Below are 20,410 nucleotides of genomic sequence, written 5' to 3' on the forward strand. Positions count from 1 at the left end.
TTGTGCTCGGGGAGGACCTGTAATACTTTCAAACGAAAAGTTTTCATACGAAAGTGGGACATAGGGCGACAAAGCGCCCTGCCACTGTTAAGGTTCTTTAGGAATAGATGCCGCCGGTGGGCGGCGGTACGGGTTGTCCGGAGCTAGGTCCGCGAAGGAACCTGGAATGATCGCATTCATCGTGCTTGTCGAGGCAGTGCTCGCGCTCATGGGACTGATGGTGATGTGCCGTCTCACCCGCTGCGCGGGCAGGCCGTTGTCCGCCCACGACCGCCGCGGCCGCGCCGCCGGGGTGCGGCGGCACCGCTGATCGCCCCGTGACGCGCCGGGGCGCGGACGGGCCAGGGGCGGCGGCGCCGTGGGCCGCCGCCCGGCCGGGACTACCAGCTCTGGTGGAGGGGCATCCCCTCGGTGTAACCGGACGAGCTCTGGACGCCGACCACCGCGCGCTCGTGGAACTCCTCCAGGGTGGAGGCGCCCGCGTAGGTGCACGAGGAGCGCAGACCGGCCACGATCGCGTCGATCTGGTCCTCGACGCTGGGCCGGTCCGGGTCGAGATACATCCTGGAGGTGGAGATGCCCTCCTCGAACAGCGCCTTGCGGGCCCGCTCGAAGGGGGAGTCCTCGGCGGTGCGCAGCTTCACGGCGCGGGCCGAGGCCATGCCGAAGTTCTCCTTGTACTTGCGGCCGTCGGCGGCGGTGCGGGTGTCCCCGGGAGACTCGTAGGTCCCGGCGAACCAGGAGCCGATCATCACGTTGGCCGCCCCGGCGGCCAGGGCGAGGGCCACGTCGCGAGGGTGCCGGACGCCGCCGTCGGCCCAGACGTGGCGGCCGAGGCGGCGGGCCTCGGTGGAGCACTCCAGCACGGCGGAGAACTGGGGGCGGCCGACGCCGGTCATCATCCGGGTGGTGCACATGGCGCCCGGGCCGACGCCGACCTTGAGGATGTCGGCCCCGGCCTCGACCAGGTCGCGCACGCCCTCGGCGGTGACGACGTTGCCCGCGGCGACCGGCACGCCCGGGTCGAGCGCCCGGATGGACCTCAGTGCGCTGATCATCTTCTCCTGGTGACCGTGGGCGGTGTCCACCACCAGGCAGTCGACCCCGGCCTCGAGCAGCTCCTTGGCCTTGGCGGTCACGTCGCCGTTGACGCCGACGGCCGCGGCGACGCGCAGCCTGCCGGAGGCGTCGAGCGCCGGCCGGTACAGCGTAGCCCGCAGCGCGCCCGTCCGGGTCAGGATGCCGACAAGACGGCCCTCGGCGTCGACGACCGGGGCGAGCCGGTGGCGGCCTCCGTGGAGCCGGTCGAACGCCTCGCGCGGGTCGAGTCCGGCGGGCAGGGTGAGCAGGTGGTCGGACATGACCTGGGAGAGCTGCGTGTACATGTCCACGCCGCTGCAGTCGCCCTCGGTGACCACGCCGACCGGGCGGTTGTCCCAGTCGACGATGATGATCGCGCCGTGCGCCCGCTTGGGCAGCAGGTTGAGCGCCTCGCCGACGGTGTCGTGCGGGGTGAGGGTGAGCGGTGTGTCGTGGACCAGGTCGCGTGCCTTGACCCAGCCGACGACGTCGGCGACGACGTCGAGCGGGATGTCCTGGGGGATCACGGCGACGCCGCCGCGCCGGGCGATGGTCTCGGCCATGCGGCGTCCCGCCACCGCCGTCATGTTGGCGACGACGATCGGGATAGTGGTCCCGGTGCCGTCGTTGGTCGACAGGTCGACGGCGAGCCGGGAGCCGACGGAGGATCGCGACGGAACCATGAACACGTCGCTGTAGGTCAGGTCGTAGGCCGGTGCCATCTCGTTGAGAAACTTCACGTTCGTCCACCTTATCCGGTGCATAGTCCAAGGTGAGCGTTCCCTGTTTTGGGGTTTCCCAAGAGGGAGCAGCGGTCGGAGAGGGAGCTAAGATCCCATTTGCGTGAATTTAACGGGGTGGCCATGAGGAGGCGCTGTGATCGTTGTTGATCGGCCTGAAATGATCGTCGTGGGGCATGCCGTACGGACCTCGAACGCGGAGGAGGCGGAGCCGGGCAGGGGGCGGCTCGGCGCGCTGTGGGCCCGGGCCGGGGCGCCCGGCGCCTTCGCGCACGTCCCCGGCAGGGTGGACGAGAACATCTACGCGGTGCTGACCGACTACGAGAGCGACCACCACGGTTCCTACACGCAGATCGTCGGGGTGGCCGTCCGCACCGCCGCCGCGCTGCCCGAGGGCATGGTCGCGGTCCGGGTCCCCGGGGTCCAGACGCTGAAGCTGGAGGCCCGCGGGCCGATGCCGGGGGCGCTGCTGGAGGCGTGGCAGCAGCTGTGGAAGCACACCGAGTCCGGTGGCACCCCGCCCCGGGCCTTCACCACCGACCTGGAGGTCCACCACCCGGCGGGCGTGGACGTCTACGTGGCGGTGTTCCCGTCGATGGGGTGATCGTCCCCGGCCCGGGTCCCCGCGGCCCCGGCCGCTCCTGCCGTCCCGCCGGCGCCGGCCGCCTCGGCCGTGCCGCCCCTCTCAGCCCTCCTCGTCGTCCTCGTCGTCCGCCGGCGGGTCGGGCAGCTGCCAGCCCGCCATCAGCGGCGGCAGGATGAGGTGCGTCGTGATCAGGCCGAACATGATCATGGTGACCGCCGCGGCCGGGATCTGGACGATCATCTCGCCCTTGGGCATGGCGGTCAGGAGCACCGCGGCGAGCGCGACGAGGGTCACCGTGGTCCCCCGACGGGCGTTGGCCTGGATCTTCCGGCGCTCGCGGGACTGGCGTTCGTCGAGGTGGTGCTCGGCGAGGCCGACCACTCCGCGGGTGACCCCGACCAGCGCCGAGTAGACCACGACGTAGATCACCAGTGCGGTCCCCGCCAGGGCGAAGGTGGTCCACATGGCGACCGTGCTCGGTGCCAGGTAGCAGCAGACGATCGCGCTGATCCAGATCAGCCCGGCGGACGCGGCACCCACCCCGACGAGGATCCGGCGGCGCCCGCGGGTGGCGTACCAGGAGCGGGGGGGCCAGTCGCGGTAGCGGACCTCCAACTGCCCGGGGGTCAGCTCGCCCATCATCTCACCTCACTGCCCAGCCGGGGGAACGGTCTCAGGGAGAAAACGATCTCCACCGGCACTTCGAAGTACTCGGCGATGCGCAGGGCGAGGAACAGACTGGGGCTGTACTCGCCGCGCTCCAGGTAGCCGATCGTCTGGTAGTGGACGCCCAGCGCGGCCGCCAGATCCTTGCGCGAGACGCCGCGTTCGGCCCTCAGCACGGAGATCCGGTTGTATACGTCTTCGGCGGACATCGCAGCAGCCTCCCAGCATTCACGCGCCCTGGGCGGCGAGCTGCCGCTCGGTGAGCCGGGACCCGGACTCCCGCCGGGTCACGCGGCGGATCAGCCCCGGCGCCAGCAGCATCCCGGCGACCGCCCACGCCGCGAGCGCGGCGGCCACCCAGGGCAGGCGCCAGCTCCCGCCGATCTCGGCGGCCAGCATGGAGTCGGGCATGAAGGCCGCGCGCAGGCCGAGCCCCTGCCAGTAGAGCGGGAAGGCCTGGGAGATCCACTGGACGGGCTCGGGCATGAACGTGGCGGGGACCATGACCCCGGAGGTGATCATCAGGATCATCATCGGCAGCCCCAGGATCCTGGCCGCGGACTTCGGCCCGGGGACCATGCAGCCGATGACCGCCCCCAGCGGCACCACGGCGACCGTGCCCAGCAGCAGCACCCAGGCCAGGGTCGGCCAGTCGTGGGGCGGCGCCACCCCGCCCACGGCGATGCCGGTGGCCACGATGAGCACGCTCTGCACGGCGATCTGGCACAGGAAGGTCACCGCCCGCCCGGCGAGATAGGCCGGGACCCCGCCGGGGACGGTCCGCAGCCGCAGGAGCGTGCCCTCCTCGCGGTCGGCGGCGATCGCCATCGGGAGGGTCATCAGGCCGTTGGAGAAGATGGTGAAGGCCAGGAACCCGACCGTCATGAACGTGCCCTGGGAGACGCCCGTCTCCCCGACCTCGCCGTCGCCGATCCAGAGCACCAGCAGGGCGAAGACCCCCACCGTGCCGATCAGGGTGGTGACCAGCTCCTTGCGGTCCTTGACCAGGTGCAGGTGCTCTCTCCAGCCCCGGCGCAGGCCGATGCGGACTGCCTTGAGGTTCATGCCGCCCTCCCGATGAGGCTCAGGTAGTTCTCCTCCAGCGACGGGCGCCGGATCTCCAGACCGGGCACCGGGCCGCCGAACCTGCGGTGCAGCTCCCAGGCCACCTGGGACGGGTCCGGGGTGGTCAGGACCCGCTCGCGGCCGTCCTCCAGCCAGCGGACGCGTGACTGCGCCTGTACGGCCTCCGCCAGCTCGGACGGGGTCCCGCACACGGCGATCTCCCCGCCGACCAGGATCGCGGTCCGGTGCGCCAGCTTCTCGGCCTCGGCGAGGTCGTGCGTGGTCAGCAGCACCGTGATGCCCTCGTCGGCCGACAGCTTCTCGATCAGCGTGTGGAACTCCCGGCGCGCCTCCGGGTCGAACCCGGTCGTCGGCTCGTCGAGGAACAGCAGCTCGGGGCGGCCCACGATGCCCAGCGCGACGTCCAGCCGGCGGCGCTGGCCGCCCGACAGGCGGCTCGCCCGCTGTCCGGCCTGCGCGGTCAGGCCGAGCGCGGCCAGCAGCTCGTCCGGGTCGCGGGGGTCGTCGTAGAACTCGCCGAGGTGGGCCAGGAGGTCCCGGGCGCTCCACCGCGGATGGTCGCGCCAGCTCTGGAGCACGATCCCGATCCTGGCCCGCCAGGCGTCGGTGCCGCGCGCCGGGTCCACGCCGAGCACGCTCACCTCACCGGCCGATCTGTCCCTGAAGCCCTCCAGGATCTCGACCGTGGTGGTCTTGCCCGCTCCGTTGGGCCCGAGCAGCGTGAAGATCTCGCCGCGCTGGATGTCGAGGTCGACCCCTCGCAACACCTCGGTCGCGCCGTACGTCATCCGCAGGTCGCGGACGGTCACCGCAGTACTCATATGTAGAAATGTAGTACATCTACTACATTCGCACTAACTCCTACGACGAAGGGCGGTACACCTGCGCCAGGTGTACCGCCCTTGAGAAGAGACGCTCGGGCCGGCGGTCAGGTCATGCGAGCACGCCCGCCGCGCGCAGCTCGGCGGCGGTCTCGTCGGACAGCCCCCAGGAGGACAGGTCCGTCAGCCGGGTGGCGGGGGAGAGGTCCTGCTCGGCCACGCCGAGCAGGCGCGGCGCGGGCGCGGGCTGCCGGACGCCGCCGACCTCGACGAAGGCGCCGCGGGCCTTGTTGTGCGGGTGGTCGGCCGCCTCGCCCATCTCCAGCACCGGGGAGACGCACGCGTCCGAGCCGTCGAACACCGCCTCCCACTCGGCGCGGGTCCTGGACCTGAACGCCTCGGCCAGCCGCTCGCGCAGCGCGGGCCACTGGGACCTGTCGTCCCGGTCGGGCAGGTCCTCAAGGCCCATCAGCGAGACCATCTCCGCCCAGAACTGCGGCTCCAGCGCGCCGACCGCGAGGAACCGGCCGTCGGCGGTCTCGTAGGTGTCGTACATGGGCGCGCCGGTGTCGAGCAGGTTGGTCCCGCGCGGGCCCCAGAAACCGCTCTGGACGCCGTGGTAGAACATGGCGAACAGCGTCGCCGCCCCGTCGACCATGGCCGCGTCGATCACCCGGCCCTCGCCGGTCCGCTCCCGCTCGATGAGCGCCAGCAGCACCCCGTAGGCCAGCATGAGGCCGCCGCCGGCGAAGTCGCCGAGGATGTTGATCGGCGGGGTGGGGCTGCCACTCGCGCGGCCCAGCATCGACAGCACGCCGGAGACCGCGATGTAGTCGATGTCGTGCCCGGCGGTCGGCGCCAGCGGGCCCTCCTGCCCCCAACCGGTCATCCGTCCGTAGACCAGGCGTGGGTTGACCGCGTGAAGGTCGGCGGGGCCGATGCCGAGCCGCTCGGCGACCCCGGGCCGGTAGACCTCGATGACCACGTCGGCGTTCCTGGCCAGCTCCTTGAAGGCGGCCACGCCCTCGGGCGACTTCAGGTCCAGGCCGATCGTCCGCTTGCCGCGGTCCATCACGTCGGGGCGCGGCCTGTCCCCCGCGGCGGCGACGGTGGCGGCGCGCTCCACCCGCAGCACCTCCGCGCCGTGGTCGGCCAGCATCATCCCCGCGAACGGCCCGGGGGCCAGGCCCGCCAGCTCAAGCACGCGGACTCCGGCCAGCGGGCCCTTCCTGGTCACGCGCTCCATCGACATCTCCTCGGGTGCGGTCTCGGCTCGGGCCGGGTGCGGCCCGCGCTCGGTGGCGGCACCCTTCCCTCCCGGCCAAGTAGAACAACATTCGGCTTTCGGTGGCAAGACATGTCGCGTCGAGCCGCCTGGCACCTGGGTGTTATGGGAAACTTGCGCCTTATCTGAATGGGATCTAGGGGTTACGCGATGACATATCCGCACAGTGAACGGGTGGTCGCTGGGCGTTACCGGCTGCTGCGAGAGCTCGGCCGGGGTGGCATGGGCGTGGTGTGGGAGGGATACGACACACTCCTCGACCGGCCGGTCGCGGTCAAGGAAGTGCTGCTCCCGCCGAACCTCGCCCCGGCCGAGCACGAGCGCCAGCTGACCCGCACCTCGCGCGAGGCCCGGACCGCGGCCCGGCTCAACCACCGGGGCATCGTGGCGGTCTACGACGTGGCCGAGCAGGACGGCCGCCCCTGGATCATCATGGAGCTGGTCAGGGCCCGGGGCCTGGACCAGCTCGGCCCGCTGCCCGTCCAGCAGGTCGCCGACATCGGCCGCCAGGTGCTGTCGGCGCTCCAGGCGGCCCACGAGGCGGGGATCCTGCACCGCGACGTCAAGCCCAGCAACATCCTCCTCACCCCCGACGGCCGGGCCGTGCTGACCGACTTCGGCATCGCGACCGTGGAGGGCGACACCTCGCTCACCCAGACCGGCATGGTGACGGGCTCGCCCAGCTTCCTGCCGCCGGAACGCGCCACCGGCGAGGACGCCGGCCCCTGGTCCGACCTGTGGGCGCTCGGCGCCACCCTCTACGCGGCGCTGCTGGGCCACGGCCCCTTCGAGCGCACCACCGCCATCGCCACGCTCGGCGCCCTCCTCACCGAGGAGCCCGACTTCGGCCGGGTGCCCCCCGCGATGCGGGAGGTGCTCACGGGCATGCTCCAGCGCGACCCCGCCCACCGGCTGACCCCCCAGCAGGCCGACATGCTCCTGGCGGAGGCGGCCGGCGATCCCACGGCGGCGGCCCGCCGTACCGGCTCCACGGGGACGGCGCCCCGCCGTACCGAACGGCACCGCAAGGCGGAGGCGCCCACCTCCGCGATGCCCAGCAGGCGGAGACGGGACCGCGGCCGTGGCCGGTTGCCGTTGATCGTGGCCGCGGTGGTCGTCCTGGGCGGCGGGGGAGCGGCGGCGGCCGTGGCGATGACGCAGTCCGACCCGCCGGGCTCCTCGCAGGCCGGTCCGGTCTCCGACACCTCCACCGTCGACGCCGGCGCCGACGCCACCGCGCCCACCGAGACCCAGCAGCCGGCGGAGTCCCCCACCCCCAGACCGTCCAGGACCCGCAGGCCCGTCGAGGCCGGACAGCAGTGGAAGCTGTGGCGGGCCAAGGCGCCGGAGAACTGGTCCATCCGGTATCCGGCGGGCTGGCGGGGCGACTGGGCCGCCGAGACGGGATACACCCAGTGGTTGCGCCCCGACGGGAGCGCCCACATGTCGGTGGAGACGCTCCCCGGCCCGCACGACAGCGTCGAGTCGCTCCAGGGGACCGTCAGGGACGACGTGGCGCAGTGGAGCGAGATCCTCTCCGAGGACACGGCGAAGGTCCCCGTGGCCTACGGCTCCGCCCTCCAGTGGGAGTTCACCTGGGAGATGAAGGACAGCGGCGGCGTGCCGTGGGCCCGTTCCGGGGTGACCTACCACGAGGTGCGCCGCTTCATCGGGGTCGGTGACACGATCATGGTGCTGAGCTGGACCACCGCCGACGGCGAGTGGAAGGGGCAGATCGGCCAGATGAACCAGGCGTTCAAGAGTTTCCACCCGCGCGGAGGAGAATGACATGACCTGGAGGGTGCTGGCGCTGCCGCCGCTGCCCGAGGAGGCGCTGCGCCACCTGCTCGGCCCGCTGGGCGGGCGGGTCGACGTGTCCGTCCCGGCGGCCCGTGACAGGGCGGCCCTGCTCGCCGCCCTGCCGGAGGCGGAGATCGTGGTCGGCGACTGGAGCGGCGCGCTCGTGCTGGACGCCGAGGCCGTCGCCGCCGCCCCGCGCCTGGCGTTCGTCCAGCAGCCCTCGGTGGGCGTGGACGGCCACGACCTCGACGCGCTGGCCGCCGCCGGGGTGCCGCTGGCCAACACCGCGGGGGTGAGCGCGGTCGCCGTGGCCGAGTGGTGCTTCGCCGCCGCGCTCGCGCTGTCGCGCCGGCTGCTCGACGCCGACGCCGCGGTCCGCGCCGGCGGCTGGCCACAGCTCGACCTCGGCCCCCGGGAGCTGTCCGGCTCACGCGTGGGCATCGTCGGCTACGGCCCGATCGGCGAGGCGTGCGCCCGGATGTTCGCCGGTCACGGCTGCGAGGTGTCCTACTGGACGCGGCGCCCCCGCGAGGTGCCCTACACCTACCGGGAACTGCCGGAACTGGTCGCCGCCTCCGACGTGCTCGTGGCGGTGGTCGCCCTGTCGGAGGAGACCTGGGGCCTGATCGACCCCTCCCGGATGCCCGCCGGGTCGCTGCTGGTCAACGCCGCCCGCGGGGGAGTGGTGGACCAGGCGGCGCTGGTGTCGGCGCTGGAGTCCGGGCACCTGGGCGGCGCGGCGCTGGACGTGTTCGACACCGAGCCGCTGCCGCCTGGCGACCCGCTGCGCGACAGCCCCCGGGTGCTGCTGTCGCCGCACGTGGCCGGGGTGACCTCGCAGTCCACCGGCCGGCTGCTCCGGCGCGTACTGGACAATCTGGAGGCCGCGGTGGAGGGGCGCCCGGTGGCCGACGTGCTCAACGGGGTGGAGCCGGTGGTCCGCCGACGCCTCGCGGACGGGCGGGCGTAGAGTTTCCGCGCGTTTAACGTGTCCGGTCTGGCTCGGAGGACACCCGAGATATAACGTGCTAGGGCCGATCTTTACTATGAGGGCTCTGGGGGTGAGGTCCTGTGCAACAGATGACACAGATGTCGGCGCATCGGCGCGCCGTCGAGCAGATCAGGGAATCCTACGCCGCGATCCCCGAGGACGCGGTGCCCCGGCTGGCCAAGGCGACCACGAACCTGTTCCGCTTCCGGGACGGCTCCTCCGGGGCGAAGCTGTCGGCCCGGGACCTGGACCAGGTCATCGAGGTGGACCCGGTGACCATGACCGCAGAGGTCCAGGGCATGACCACCTACGAGCACCTGGTGGACGCCACGCTCGCGCACGGGCTCATGCCGTACGTCGTGCCGCAGCTCAAGACGATCACGCTGGGCGGAGCGGTGACCGGGCTGGGCATCGAGTCGACCAGCTTCCGCGACGGGCTGCCGCACGAGTCGGTGGAGGAGCTGGAGATCCTCACCGGCGACGGCCGGATCGTCGTGGCCCGCGACGACAACGAGCACCGCGACCTGTTCCGTGCCTTCCCCAACTCCTACGGCACGCTCGGTTACGCGCTCCGGATCCGGATCAAGCTCAAGCCCGTCCAGCCGTACGTTCGGCTGACCCACATCCCGTTCAGCGACGCCGACAAATGCATGATCGCCATGAAGGAGATCTGCGAGCGCGGTGAGCACGACGGCGAGCCGGTCGACTTCGTGGACGGCACCTTCTTCGGTCCCGGCGAGCTCTACATCACCGTCGGCCGCTTCGCCGAGCGGGCGCCATACCTGTCCGACTACACCGGCATGCGCATCTACTACCGGTCGATCCAGACCAGGACCCGTGACTGGCTGACCGTCCGCGACTACCTGTGGCGCTGGGACACCGACTGGTTCTGGTGCTCGCGCGCCTTCGGCGTGCAGGGGGCGCTGGTGCGCTCGCTCATGCCGCGCAAGTGGATGCGCTCCGACGTCTACCGCAAGCTCGTCGGCCTGGACCGCAAATACGGCGTGATCGCCCGGGTGGACCGGTGGCGGGGGCAACCTGTCCAGGAGTCGGTCATCCAGGACATCGAGGTGCCCGTCGAGCGGGGGGCGGAGTTCCTGGAGTTCTTCCACGACAAGGTCGGCATGGAGCCGGTGTGGATGTGTCCGCTGAAGTCCACCGGCGAGTGGCCGCTCTACCCCCTGGAGCCGGGGCGGCTGTATGTGAACTTCGGCTTCTGGGGGACGGTCCCGCTGCCCCGGGGCCAGTTCGACGGTTACTACAACCGGCTCATCGAGAACAAGGTGCACGAACTGGACGGGCACAAGTCGCTGTACTCGACGTCGTTCTACTCCCGGGATGAGTTCTGGCGGTTTTATAACGGAATCGCCTACTGGCCCGTCAAGCGGGCATACGACGCGGGTGGCCGGTTGCTCGACCTCTACGACAAGTGTGTACGGGGGCGTTAGGAGGTTGATTCTGTGAAGCTCGCAGAAATCTTCGAAAAAGTCATAGGTACCGAGGCGGACATCCGGTTCGCCGCTTATGACGGCAGCAAGGCCGGCCCGGCCGACGCCGACATCACCGTCGAGGTGAGGTCCCCGATAGCAGTGGCCTACCTGGCGCAGGCCCCCGGCGAGCTCGGTCTCGCCCGGGCCTACGTGTCCGGGCATCTCGACGTCCACGGGGACATGTACTCCCTGCTGTCGCGGATGTGGTCGCTCACCATCAACGACATCCCGACGAGTGAGAAGCTCGCGGCCATCCGGGCCCTCGGCGTCAAGCCCCTGCTGATGCGGGTGCCGCCGCCTCCCCAGGAGATGCGGCGCAGCATGCTGGCCAGGATGGGCAGCAGGCACGCCAAGCAGCGCGACGCCGAGGCGATCCACCACCACTACGACGTCTCCAACAGGTTCTACGAGTGGGTGCTGGGCCCGTCCATGGCCTACACCTGTGCGGTCTTCCCCGGCGAGGAGTCCACGCTGGAGGAGGCGCAGTACGCCAAGTTCGACCTGGTGGCCAAGAAGCTGGGCCTGAAGCCCGGGATGCGGCTGCTGGACGTCGGCTGCGGCTGGGGCGGCATGGTCATGCACGCCGCCCGCGAATACGGCGTGAAGGCGCTGGGCGTCACCCTCTCGCGCCAGCAGGCCGAGTGGGCGCAGAAGGCCATCGCCGACGCGGGACTGAGCGACCTGGCCGAGGTCCGTCACATGGACTACCGGGACGTGAAGGAGAGCGACTTCGACGCCGTCAGCTCGATCGGACTGACCGAGCACATCGGCAAGGAGCAGCTGCCGTTCTACTTCCGCTTCCTGTATGACAAGCTCCTCCCCGGCGGCCGGATCCTCAACCACTGCATCACCCGGCCGACCGGCACCGAGAAGACCATCAACGCCGGCGGCTTCATCAACCGCTACGTCTTCCCCGACGGGGAGCTGGAGTCGGTCGGCTACCTCATCCGCCAGATGGAGGATCTCGGCTTCGAGATCCGCCACGAGGAGAACCTGCGCGAGCACTACGCCCAGACGCTCCGCTACTGGTGCGCCAACCTCGACAAGCACTGGGACGAGGCGGTCCAGGAGGTCGGCCGGGGCACGGCCAGGGTCTGGCGGCTCTACATGGCCGGCTGCGTGGTCGGCTTCGAACGCAACAAGATCCAGCTCCACCAGGTCCTCGGTGTGAAGCTCGACTCCGAGGGCGCGGCCCACATGCCGCTCCGTCCCTCTCTCGACTGGCCCTGAGCCTCGATCGGCGTACCGCCCGCACCCCGCCCGGGGTGCGGGCCGTACGCCGTCCGGAGCGGTCGGCCGGCCCGTCCCGCCCGCCGGCAGGTCCGGAGCGGTCGCCCGGCCCGTCCCGCCCGCCGGCGGGTCAGCCGGACGTGCCGGGCCCTCCCGGGACGCCGGGCCTGCCGTCCATCTCGGATCTGCCCGGCGGGTCCCCGCTCTCCGAGGTCAGCTCGGTGAAGGAGACCTTGCCCTCGGGCAGGAGCCGCAGGATCGGCATGGCCTTGTTGACGGGATTGCCCTGCTTGTCGAAGGAGATCCAGCCGCTGGCGGCGGCCACGGTGAAGGGCGCACTGGTCAGCAGGTTCGCGACGGCACTGGCCGAGGGGCGGGTCTTGCCCTGCGCGGCGAAGATGTCCACCACCCCGATGGCGGTCAGCATCGCGTCGTGATGCATGATGGCCTGCCCGTCGTCGAGGGACTCCTCGGGGAACAGGGCGCCGAAGCTGTCGATGCCCCGCCTGAAGCGGTTGGCGATCGCGGGCTGGACGGCGTCGGGATAGCTGTCCCACGCGGCGGGATGGGCCAGTCCCGTGTAGTAGACCTCCATGTTGGCCCGGGTGTCGTCCCAGAGCGGCTCCGGCTGGGCCCGGTTGAGGTTGCTGGCGTCGTCGCCGGTGACGACGGTGATCTTCCGGTCGGCGCACGTGCGGCGGGTCAGCGCCCGCAGGAAGGGCGGCAGGTTCCGCCACCGCCCGGCGAAGAAGACCACGTTGGCGCCACTGTTGCAGATCCGCTCCGGCATCTGCCCGAGCACCGTGTCGGCGCTGTCGAGGGAGGAGTCGTAGGTCAGCGGGACGTCCAGGAGACGGTTGGCCGCCTTCGCCCGGCCGACGATGTCGGCGAAGGCGGTGGTGAAGGCCCCGGCGAGGGTGCTGGTGTAGGAGTCGCTCCTGTTCTTGTCCTGCACCAGGACCGCGGTGACGGCGCCGCGCTCCTTGAGGAAGTGCGCGATCGCCCGCGTCTCGGCGCTGTTGGAGGGGGCCACCCGGACCATGGTGGCCTTGCCCGCCAGCCTGTCGGAGGTGATGACGGAGCCCACCAGGGCGATCTGGGCCGTCACGAGATCGTTGATCGCGCCCTCCGTCCCCGCGACGCTCGACCCCAGTCCGGTGACCGCCACCAGATGCTCCTGGCCCGCCGCCTTCTCCTTGAGCTCCTCCACCGTGGTCTGCCAGGCGTCGGCGCCACCGGAGGAGTCGGCGAGCAGGAGCTGCACGTTCGGCGCGCTGGCGTCCCCCTCGTTGTGGTTGCTCCAGTATTGGGCCAGGTAGGCCCCTTGCAGGGCGTGCCGGACGGAGTCGGTGCTCTGCATGCTCGCCGGACTGGCCGCCGGGTCCATCGGCAGCATCACCGCGATGCTCACGTAGGGCGTCTCCTGGGCGCGCACCCAGTCGTTCTCCCGGCGGATGAGATCGGTGACGGCCGACAGGTCCGCGGTGTAGGGCTCGGAGCCGTCGGTGACCCGGGGGAGCGGACGCAGGACGACGAACAGTCCGGCGCCCAGGGCGCAGACGAGCAGCGCGCAGAGCAGCCCGAACCAGAAGGGGTGCACCTTCCGGAACGGCGCGCGCCCGCCGAAACCGCGCTGCTCACTCATCGTCGTCCTCCCGGTCGTAGCGGTGGGCCTCGTTCACCAGGACCGCTCTGCCGCTGGTGGCGTACCGGGCGAGCAGCCGCAGACCGTCGGCGACGCCCTGGCGCCTGCTGCGCAGGGGGTCCGTCCCGGGGTCGGACAGGAACCAGCGGTCGACGACCACGCTGCGCACGACGGCCGTCCGGTCCGTGCCGGCCGTCCGGTCCGTGCCGGACCGGTCACCGTCCTCACCGTCCGGCGGCTCCGGTCCGTCCGGCGGCTCCTGGATGAGCCGGCCGTACAGGTCGTCCAGGGTCTCCGTCACCGGCAGCCGGTTCGGCGCCGAGGTGATCCAGTTGTACTGCCTGATCCACTCGGCCATGTCGATCCGGTTGAACCGCCCGTCGAGCAGCGCCACCACCTCCCGCAGGTGGCGGCGGCCGGCGGGCCCCAGGTCCACGCGGGCCAGCCGGTGATGCATGACCATGGACAGCCGGTCGCGCGGCAGCTCGTCGCGGGAGGCGTAGAGGGCTTCGAGCCGTCCGTGGACGGTGTCCCACAGCGGGCCGTCGCGGCGGTGGCGGCCGGCGAGCTCCCGCAGGAGCAGATGCCTGAGCCAGGGGTGGATCACCGGTGCCGCGCCCGGCGCCGGATCGGTGACGGACCACATGTGGTCGCCGAGCTCGTCGATCGCCGAGCGCCACCGGCGGGAGGGGAGCCCGGCGTCGTCGGCGTCGGCCAGGTTGGTCGCGGCCGAGCACGCGACCAGGTCCTCCAGGTCGTGCGGGAAGTCCCGGAAGGGGTGCTGGGGGTGCGCCCTGCCGAAGGAGGGGAGCAGGCGCAGGTCCTGCTCGCTCCAGCCGACGTCCGGCTCCCGGCCGGGTGTGACCTCGCGCGGCCCCCGGCCCGTCCGGACGTCCGGCCCCTCCCAGGTGAGCGCGGTCCCGTGCGGGCCCCGGCCGGTCTCCTCCCGCTCCCGCCCGCTCCCCGCGCGTCGCCCCCGGGCGGTCTCCTCCCGCTCCCGCGTCGCCATGGCCTCCAGCAGGTGCGCGACCGCCAGCGGGTGGCCGCCGGTCAGCGCGTGCACGAATCCCGCGTGCGCCCTGCCCGGTCTCCCCCGGGTGGCCGCGCGCATCCGTGCCACCTCGGCGCGGCTGAGCCCCGGCAGCAGCACCGGATACCACCAGCGCTCGCGCCCGCCGCCCGCGCGGACGGCGAGCCAGTCGCCGTGGCCGGCCCGCCGTACCGGGCGCGGCTGCCGGCCGCCGCCGTCGTCGTCCGGCGGGCCGAGGACCCCGGGACGTTCCCAGTGGCGGCCGAGGTCCTGCCAGGCCCTTGAGGCGGCGACCACGAGCAGGGGGTCACGGCCGGCCGGGCCCAGGGTGTCGGCCCGGTGGCTCTTGGCGGCCACCAGCGCCCGCAGGAACTCCCGGCCCGAGGGGCTGTCGGCGTTGTCCAGCAGGACCAGGCAGTTGCGCGGGCGCCACTTCCTGGACCAGCCCTCCCGCAGGTCCTCCAGGAGCGCCTCGCAGATGATCCGCGCCGCGGCCGAGGACCCGTCGCCGGCCTCGCCGGAGCGGCTCAGGTCCGTCAGGCCGCCGGGCCCGAGCCGTCCGCGGTACCAGGCCATGCCCCTGCGTTCCAGGAGGTCGACCAGGCGCCGTCCCCGCGAGACCCGGTCGATCAGCGCGGCGATCAGCGGACCGGCCACCGGCAGCACCGGCAGACCCGCGCCGAGCTGGTTGAACAGCTCCTTGAGGGTCTTGGCGCCGTCGGGGATCCCACGCTTGCCGCGGATCAGCTCGTAGAGCTCCTGCTCCGCCTCCTCCTGGCCCAGTTCGGGGTCCAGGGTGAGCGCCAGGTTCCCCAGCACCACCCGGGGCAGTTTGACGGGGGCGAACTGGCGCCAGCGGCCGCCCATGACGCGATTGGCGATCTGCGCGGCGGTTTCCCATGCCTTTATGTCGGGTTGTTCCGCGCAGTCGATGTGGACGAATGGCAATGAAAAGGAGGCCGCGGCGTTTTCCGCGACCTCCGTGAGAAGAGTGGTCTTGCCGCTTCCGCGTGGACCGAGGAGCATGATGACGGGCAGTTCGCCGCGTCCGGGCCCGTCCTCGCGGTCGAGGCACTCGTTGATCAGCCGTTCGCAGGCGACCGTCAACTCGCTGTCCGCCATATTCTGCCCGCCTCTGGCGATTTCCTGCCCGTTGCGCCGGGGGATGGACGAGAGCGCGTCTGCGGCTTTTCTGCGCAGGCCCGTATCGTAACCCAGCTTTTCAGGAAATGCTTTCGGATCGGGTGAGTATGGCTATTTTCAATTATCCGCGGAAAGGCCGACCGTTCACCTGAGCTCGCGCTTGAGGATCTTCCCGGTGGCGGTCATCGGGAGGGCGTCGCGGAACTCGATGATCCGCGGATACTTGTAGGCCGCCATGTTCTCCTTGCACCAGGCGATCAGCTCCTCCTCGGTGGCGGACGCCTCGGGGGTGCGGATGACGTAGGCCTTGACCTCCTCGCCGTGCGAGGCGTGGGGGACTCCGACCACCGCGGCGAGCGAGACCGCGGGGTGGGTCATCAGGACCTCCTCCAGCTCGCGCGGGTAGACGTTGAAGCCGCCACGGATGATCAGGTCCTTGGCCCGGTCGATGATCGCGTAGTAGCCGTCCTTGTCACGGGTGGCGATGTCGCCGGTGCGGAACCAGCCGTCGTTCATGACCTCGGCGGTCGCCTCGGGGCGGTTGTAGTAGCCCTTCATCACGTTGTGCCCGCGGATCGCGATCTCGCCGGGGCCCTGGCCCTCGACCGTCTTCCAGTCGTTGTCGATCAGCTTCATCTCCACGCCCCAGATCGGCGTGCCGATCGTGCCGGGCTTGGTGGGCCGGCCGAGCTGGTTGAAGCTGGCCACCGGGGAGGTCTCCGACAGGCCGTAGCCCTCCAGGATGCCGATGCCGAAGGTGGCCTCGAAGTCCTTGAGCACCTCGACGGGCGAGGAGGCGCCGCCCGCGACCGCGACCTTGAGCGAGGTGGGCACCTCGTCGCCGTCTGTGTGGATCTTCGTCAGCATGGCCCAGTACATCGTCGGCACGCCCGCGAACAGCGTGATGTTCTCGGCGCGCATCAGCTCCAGGGCGGGGCCGGGCTCGAAGCGCGGCATGAGCACCACGGTGGCCCGGCGGCGGAAGCCGAGGTTCATGACGGTGGTCTGCCCGAAGGAGTGGAACAGCGGCAGCGCGGCCAGGAAGGCGTCGCCGTCCTCGCCGCGCGGGAACATCTCGTCCGAGACCATGGCGTTGAGCAGCATGTTCTGGTGGCTGAGCTCGGCGCCTTTGGGCTGGCCGGTGGTGCCGCTGGTGTAGAGGATCACCGCGGTGTCGTCCGGCGCGGTCTGCACGGTCGCGAACTCGCCGGACACGCCGTCCAGCGCCGCCCACAGCGTCTCGCCGTACGCGGACTCGGTGGCGAACGCCGCGGCCGGCAGCACGAAGAAGTGCTCCGTCGCCGCCGCCCGGTCGAAGCCCGCCCGCCCGCGCTCGCCGAGCGGCAGCTCCGGGGTGCCCTCGAAGCAGAACAGCGCCTTGGCCTCGCAGTCCTCCAGGTGGTAGGCGATCTCCCGGGGCTGCAGCAGCACGTTGAGCGGCACGACCGTGGCGCCGGTCTTGAGGATCCCGTAGTACACGAACGGGAAGTAGGGGAGGTTGGGGCAGGCCAGCGCCACCTTGTCGCCCTTGCCGATGCCTCTGGAGACCAGCAGGTTGGCAACCTGGTTCGCGATGGTGTTGACCAGGGAGTAGGGCAGCCTCAGGTCCCCGAAGACCAGGGCGGTGCGGTCGGGCTGCTCCCGGGCGCTGTCCTCCAGTGCGACCGACAGGTTGAGCATGGTGCTTCCTCCTCCGAACAAGCGCTGACCCGCTCATACTCGCAGTTCGAGATACCTACCGGTAGGTAACCAAGGTTACAAATTGACGTGTAAAGCAGCGAGGAGTAAGCAGGTAAGAGCCCGCTTACCGGGGGCGAGCCGGCCGTCCGTGCGTTCGTGCGACGAAGGGTCAGTGGCCACATGGACTACGACTACGTGATCGTGGGGGCGGGCTCGGCGGGATGCGTGCTGGCCAACCGGCTCTCGGCCGATCCCTCGGCGACGGTGGCGCTGGTGGAGGCGGGGGGCTCCGACGGTGGGCTGGAGGTCCGGATGCCCGTCGGCTTCGCCAAGCTGTTCAAGACCGAGCGCGACTGGAACTTCACCACCGCCAAGCAGTCCGAGCTGTCCGGCCGCGAGCTCTACTGGCCGCGCGGCCGGATGCTGGGCGGCTCCTCCTCGATGAACGCCCAGATGTGGGTGCGCGGGCACCGGGCCGACTACGACGGCTGGGACGTGCCAGGCTGGTCCTACGACGAGGTCCTGCCCTACTTCCACCGGGCCGAGCGCCGCGCCGGCTCCAACCGCGGCGGCGTGTACGGCACGGCGGGCCCGATCCACATCTCCGAGCTGCGCACCCCCAACCCCGTCACCGCGGTCTTCCTCCGCGCCTGCGAGGAGCTCGGGCTGGCCCGGCTGGAGGAGCTGAACGGCCCCTCCAACGAGGGCTGCTGCCGGACCCCCGTCACCCAGGACCGGGGCCGCCGCTGGAGCTCGGCCGACGCCTACCTCAGGCCCGCGGCCAGGCGGCCCAACCTCACCGTGCTGACCTCCTCGCGCGTGCGCAGGGTGCTGATCGAGGACGGGCGGGCGACCGGCGTGGAGTACGGCGACGGCACGGTGGCGCGGGCACGCAGGGAGGTCATCCTGTCGGCCGGGGCGATCGGCTCCCCGCACCTGCTGATGCTGTCGGGCGTCGGCGCGGCCGACGAGCTGCGGGCCGAGGGCGTCGAGCCGGTCCACGACCTGCCCCAGGTCGGCAGGAACCTCCAGGACCACCTGGCCTCGGCCGTCATCCTGCACTGCCCCAAGCCGGTGACGCTCGCGGGCGCCGAGTCGGTCGCCAACCTGCTCCGCTTCCTGCTCGGCCGGAGCGGCATGCTGACCTCGAACGTCGGCGAGGCCGTGGCCTTCGTCCGCACCTCCCCCGGCGAGCCCGCCCCCGACATCGAGCTGATCTTCGCGCCCGGCCCGTTCATCGACCACGGCCTCACCCCGCCGCCCGGCCACGGCCTGACCATCGCCTCGATCCTGCTCCAGCCGGAGAGCCGCGGCCGCGTCTCGCTCGACGGCCGCGAGGTGGTGATCGACCCCGCCTACCTGACGGCGGAGGCCGACGTCCGCCGGCAGGTCGCCGGGCTGAGGAAGGCCAGGGAGCTGTTCGCCACCGCGGCGCTCACGCCGTTCGCCGGACCGCCGATGGCCCCTTACTGGGGCGCGGAGACCGACGAGCAGCTCACCCGCTGGATCCGCGAACGCAGCGAGACCCTCTATCACCCGGTGGGCACCTGCCGGATGGGGGAGGACGCCGACGCGGTGGTGGATCCGGAGCTGAGGGTCCGCGGGGTCGGCGGGCTCCGGGTCGTCGACGCCTCGATCATGCCGGTCATCAACCGGGGCCACACCCACGCCCCCACCGTGATGATCGCGGAGAAGGCCGCCGACCTGATCGCCCGCACCGGGTGAGGCGGGCGGCCCGTGGAGCCCTCCCGCGAGCCCTCCTGTGAGCCTTCCGCGCGCCCTCCTGTGAGCCTTCCGCGCGCCCGCCTCCGTGTGCCGTGACTCACACTTGACGTAAGTGGGCACTTGCATAAATCTGGGTTGGTGACCATGAACGCGGCACATGCCGACCTGTCGGAGATCCCCTTCTGGGCGCGCCCGCAGGCGGAGCGCATGGCGGCCTTCAAGCGGCTCCGCGAGCTGGACCGGCCCGTGTTCGTGCGGGAGAACAAGATCCCCTTCGTCGGGCACGGGCCCGGCTACTACGCCCTGGTGCGGCATGCCGACGTCTCCGAGGCCAGCCGGAACGCCGGGGTGTTCAGCAGCGAGCCGACCGCCAACAGCGTCGTCGACATGCCCCGGTGGATGGCGGTCTACTTCGGCTCGATGATCAACATGGACGACCCCCGGCACGCCCGGCTCCGCCGCATCGTGTCCCGGGCGTTCACCCCCAGGATCCTGTCCAAGATGGAGGAGGACCTGCAGCGGGCGGCCACCCGGATCGTGGACGAGGCGATCGCCGAGGGGCCGGGCGACTTCGTCACCCAGATCGCGGCCCGGCTGCCCGTCCAGGTCATCTGCGACATGATGGGCATCCCGCCGGAGCTCCATCCCCGGGTGCTGCGGGCCACCAACATCATCCTGGGCAACGCCGACTCCGAATACACCGGGATCGACCCGGAGCTCAGCCGCTGGAACGTCGGCCGCGGCCTGGTCAAGCTGATGGCCGCCGGGCGTGAGCTGAACACGCTGGCCGCCAGGCTCGGCCGCCGGCGCCGGGGCGACTCCACCGGCGACCTGACCAGCATGCTGGTCAACGGCGAGGAGTCGCTCACCCCGCAGGAGCTCGGCTCGTTCTTCATCCTGCTCGTGGTCGCCGGCAGCGAGACCACCCGGAACGCCATCTCCCACGGCCTGAAGCTGCTCACCGACCACCCGGGCCAGCGCGAGCTGCTCGTGGGCGACTTCGACAAGCACATCCCCGGCGCGGTCGACGAGATCATCCGCTACTCCACCCCGGTGATCCAGTTCCGTCGCACGGTCACCCGCGAGCACGAGATGAACGGGCAGACCTACGGCAGGGGTGACAAGGTCCTGCTCTTCTACAACTCCGCCAACCGGGACGAGGCCGTCTTCGCCGACCCCGACGTCTTCGACATCACCCGGCACCCCAACCCGCACGTCGGCTTCGGCGGCCCCGGCCCCCACTACTGCCTGGGCGCCCATCTGGCCCGCCGGGAGGTCACCGTGATGTTCCGCGAGCTGTTCACCCGGCTGCCCGGCATCCGGGCCGCCGGCGAGCCCGCCTACCTGCTGTCCAACTTCATCAACGGCATCAAGCACCTGCCGTACGCGACCTGACTTCCATGCCTTCCGGC

Annotated in this window: 17 protein-coding genes; 8 read left to right on the top strand and 9 right to left on the bottom strand. The window is 71.3% G+C overall.

Annotated features, from left to right (window positions below):
- Positions 1-166: 166 nt before the first annotated feature.
- A complete protein-coding gene (locus tag J2S55_RS27505) occupies positions 167-310 on the top strand; it encodes a hypothetical protein (protein ID WP_306866675.1) in 144 nt (47 codons plus the stop codon).
- A 70-nt stretch (positions 311-380) separates the two neighbouring features.
- Here J2S55_RS27505 and J2S55_RS27510 read toward each other — a convergent pair whose 3' ends face one another.
- Entirely contained in the window at positions 381-1,820 is a 1,440-nt protein-coding gene (locus J2S55_RS27510; protein WP_306866676.1) for a GuaB1 family IMP dehydrogenase-related protein, read from the bottom strand.
- 136 nt (positions 1,821-1,956) lie between these two features.
- Between J2S55_RS27510 and J2S55_RS27515 the strand changes: the two genes are divergently transcribed.
- Positions 1,957-2,424 (top strand): GyrI-like domain-containing protein, encoded by a 468-nt coding sequence (locus tag J2S55_RS27515; RefSeq protein WP_306866679.1) that lies wholly within the window; start codon positions 1,957-1,959, stop codon positions 2,422-2,424.
- An 81-nt stretch (positions 2,425-2,505) separates the two neighbouring features.
- On the opposite strand, the gene J2S55_RS27520 is transcribed toward J2S55_RS27515, so the two are convergent.
- The 5 genes from J2S55_RS27520 to J2S55_RS27540 all read right to left on the bottom strand — a co-directional run bounded on the left by J2S55_RS27520 (position 2,506) and on the right by J2S55_RS27540 (position 6,225).
- A complete protein-coding gene (locus J2S55_RS27520; RefSeq protein WP_306866682.1) occupies positions 2,506-3,048 on the bottom strand; it encodes a hypothetical protein in 543 nt (180 codons plus the stop codon).
- Positions 3,045-3,281 (bottom strand): helix-turn-helix transcriptional regulator, encoded by a 237-nt coding sequence (locus J2S55_RS27525; RefSeq protein WP_306866685.1) that lies wholly within the window; start codon positions 3,279-3,281, stop codon positions 3,045-3,047. Before J2S55_RS27525 ends, J2S55_RS27520 begins: the two co-directional genes overlap by 4 nt.
- 19 nt (positions 3,282-3,300) lie before the next feature.
- The gene (locus J2S55_RS27530) at positions 3,301-4,137 is read right to left on the bottom strand and encodes an ABC transporter permease (protein ID WP_306866687.1); all 837 of its coding nucleotides are present in this window, start codon (positions 4,135-4,137) and stop codon (positions 3,301-3,303) included.
- Positions 4,134-4,979, bottom strand: a complete 846-nt coding sequence (locus J2S55_RS27535; RefSeq protein WP_306866690.1) for an ABC transporter ATP-binding protein — start codon at positions 4,977-4,979, stop codon at positions 4,134-4,136. Before J2S55_RS27535 ends, J2S55_RS27530 begins: the two co-directional genes overlap by 4 nt.
- Before the next feature lie 112 nt (positions 4,980-5,091).
- On the bottom strand, positions 5,092-6,225 hold the full coding sequence (locus J2S55_RS27540) for a CaiB/BaiF CoA transferase family protein (protein WP_306866693.1): 1,134 nt from the start codon (positions 6,223-6,225) through the stop codon (positions 5,092-5,094).
- 213 nt (positions 6,226-6,438) lie between these two features.
- On the opposite strand from J2S55_RS27540, the gene J2S55_RS27545 reads away from it, so the two are divergent.
- From J2S55_RS27545 to J2S55_RS27560, 4 genes are all read left to right on the top strand, one after another.
- Positions 6,439-8,052, top strand: coding sequence for a serine/threonine-protein kinase (locus J2S55_RS27545; RefSeq protein WP_306866696.1), 1,614 nt, complete (start codon positions 6,439-6,441; stop codon positions 8,050-8,052).
- A gap of 1 nt (position 8,053) precedes the next feature.
- Entirely contained in the window at positions 8,054-9,034 is a 981-nt protein-coding gene (locus tag J2S55_RS27550) for an NAD(P)-dependent oxidoreductase (protein WP_306866699.1), read from the top strand.
- Between the two features lie 119 nt (positions 9,035-9,153).
- On the top strand, positions 9,154-10,503 hold the full coding sequence (locus tag J2S55_RS27555) for an FAD-binding oxidoreductase (RefSeq protein ID WP_370879799.1): 1,350 nt from the start codon (positions 9,154-9,156) through the stop codon (positions 10,501-10,503).
- 12 nt (positions 10,504-10,515) lie between these two features.
- Complete coding sequence (locus J2S55_RS27560) at positions 10,516-11,775, top strand: SAM-dependent methyltransferase (protein WP_306866703.1); 1,260 nt, start codon at positions 10,516-10,518, stop codon at positions 11,773-11,775.
- A gap of 130 nt (positions 11,776-11,905) precedes the next feature.
- Here the strand turns inward: J2S55_RS27560 and J2S55_RS27565 are convergent, their stop codons facing one another.
- The 3 genes from J2S55_RS27565 to J2S55_RS27575 form a co-directional block, all read right to left on the bottom strand.
- Positions 11,906-13,420, bottom strand: a complete 1,515-nt coding sequence (locus J2S55_RS27565; RefSeq protein ID WP_306866706.1) for a type 1 periplasmic-binding domain-containing protein — start codon at positions 13,418-13,420, stop codon at positions 11,906-11,908.
- Positions 13,413-15,572, bottom strand: coding sequence for a P-loop NTPase family protein (locus tag J2S55_RS27570; protein WP_306866709.1), 2,160 nt, complete (start codon positions 15,570-15,572; stop codon positions 13,413-13,415). Before J2S55_RS27570 ends, J2S55_RS27565 begins: the two co-directional genes overlap by 8 nt.
- 165 nt (positions 15,573-15,737) lie before the next feature.
- Positions 15,738-17,273 (bottom strand): long-chain-fatty-acid--CoA ligase, encoded by a 1,536-nt coding sequence (locus J2S55_RS27575; protein ID WP_306866712.1) that lies wholly within the window; start codon positions 17,271-17,273, stop codon positions 15,738-15,740.
- A 180-nt stretch (positions 17,274-17,453) separates the two neighbouring features.
- Here J2S55_RS27575 and J2S55_RS27580 point away from each other — a divergent pair, with 180 nt between their 5' ends.
- On the top strand, positions 17,454-18,998 hold the full coding sequence (locus J2S55_RS27580; protein WP_306866717.1) for a GMC family oxidoreductase: 1,545 nt from the start codon (positions 17,454-17,456) through the stop codon (positions 18,996-18,998).
- A 144-nt stretch (positions 18,999-19,142) separates the two neighbouring features.
- Entirely contained in the window at positions 19,143-20,393 is a 1,251-nt protein-coding gene (locus tag J2S55_RS27585) for a cytochrome P450 (RefSeq protein WP_306866721.1), read from the top strand.
- Positions 20,394-20,410 lie beyond the last annotated feature (17 nt).

Source organism: Streptosporangium brasiliense, assembly GCF_030811595.1.
Taxonomy (GTDB): Bacteria; Actinomycetota; Actinomycetes; order Streptosporangiales; family Streptosporangiaceae; genus Streptosporangium; species Streptosporangium brasiliense.

What these genes read in the sequence shown, in the direction of transcription:
- J2S55_RS27575 (WP_306866712.1), bottom strand. Translation starts at nt 17,273, where the DNA reads ATGCTCAACCTGTCGGTCGCACTGGAGGACAGCGCCCGGGAGCAGCCC.
- J2S55_RS27530 (WP_306866687.1), bottom strand. Translation starts at nt 4,137, where the DNA reads ATGAACCTCAAGGCAGTCCGCATCGGCCTGCGCCGGGGCTGGAGAGAG.
- J2S55_RS27550 (WP_306866699.1), top strand. Translation starts at nt 8,054, where the DNA reads ATGACCTGGAGGGTGCTGGCGCTGCCGCCGCTGCCCGAGGAGGCGCTG.
- J2S55_RS27570 (WP_306866709.1), bottom strand. Translation starts at nt 15,572, where the DNA reads ATGGCGGACAGCGAGTTGACGGTCGCCTGCGAACGGCTGATCAACGAG.
- J2S55_RS27505 (WP_306866675.1), top strand. Translation starts at nt 167, where the DNA reads ATGATCGCATTCATCGTGCTTGTCGAGGCAGTGCTCGCGCTCATGGGA.
- J2S55_RS27525 (WP_306866685.1), bottom strand. Translation starts at nt 3,281, where the DNA reads ATGTCCGCCGAAGACGTATACAACCGGATCTCCGTGCTGAGGGCCGAA.
- J2S55_RS27520 (WP_306866682.1), bottom strand. Translation starts at nt 3,048, where the DNA reads ATGATGGGCGAGCTGACCCCCGGGCAGTTGGAGGTCCGCTACCGCGAC.
- J2S55_RS27535 (WP_306866690.1), bottom strand. Translation starts at nt 4,979, where the DNA reads ATGAGTACTGCGGTGACCGTCCGCGACCTGCGGATGACGTACGGCGCG.
- J2S55_RS27580 (WP_306866717.1), top strand. Translation starts at nt 17,454, where the DNA reads ATGGACTACGACTACGTGATCGTGGGGGCGGGCTCGGCGGGATGCGTG.
- J2S55_RS27540 (WP_306866693.1), bottom strand. Translation starts at nt 6,225, where the DNA reads ATGGAGCGCGTGACCAGGAAGGGCCCGCTGGCCGGAGTCCGCGTGCTT.
- J2S55_RS27585 (WP_306866721.1), top strand. Translation starts at nt 19,143, where the DNA reads ATGAACGCGGCACATGCCGACCTGTCGGAGATCCCCTTCTGGGCGCGC.
- J2S55_RS27555 (WP_370879799.1), top strand. Translation starts at nt 9,154, where the DNA reads ATGTCGGCGCATCGGCGCGCCGTCGAGCAGATCAGGGAATCCTACGCC.
- J2S55_RS27565 (WP_306866706.1), bottom strand. Translation starts at nt 13,420, where the DNA reads ATGAGTGAGCAGCGCGGTTTCGGCGGGCGCGCGCCGTTCCGGAAGGTG.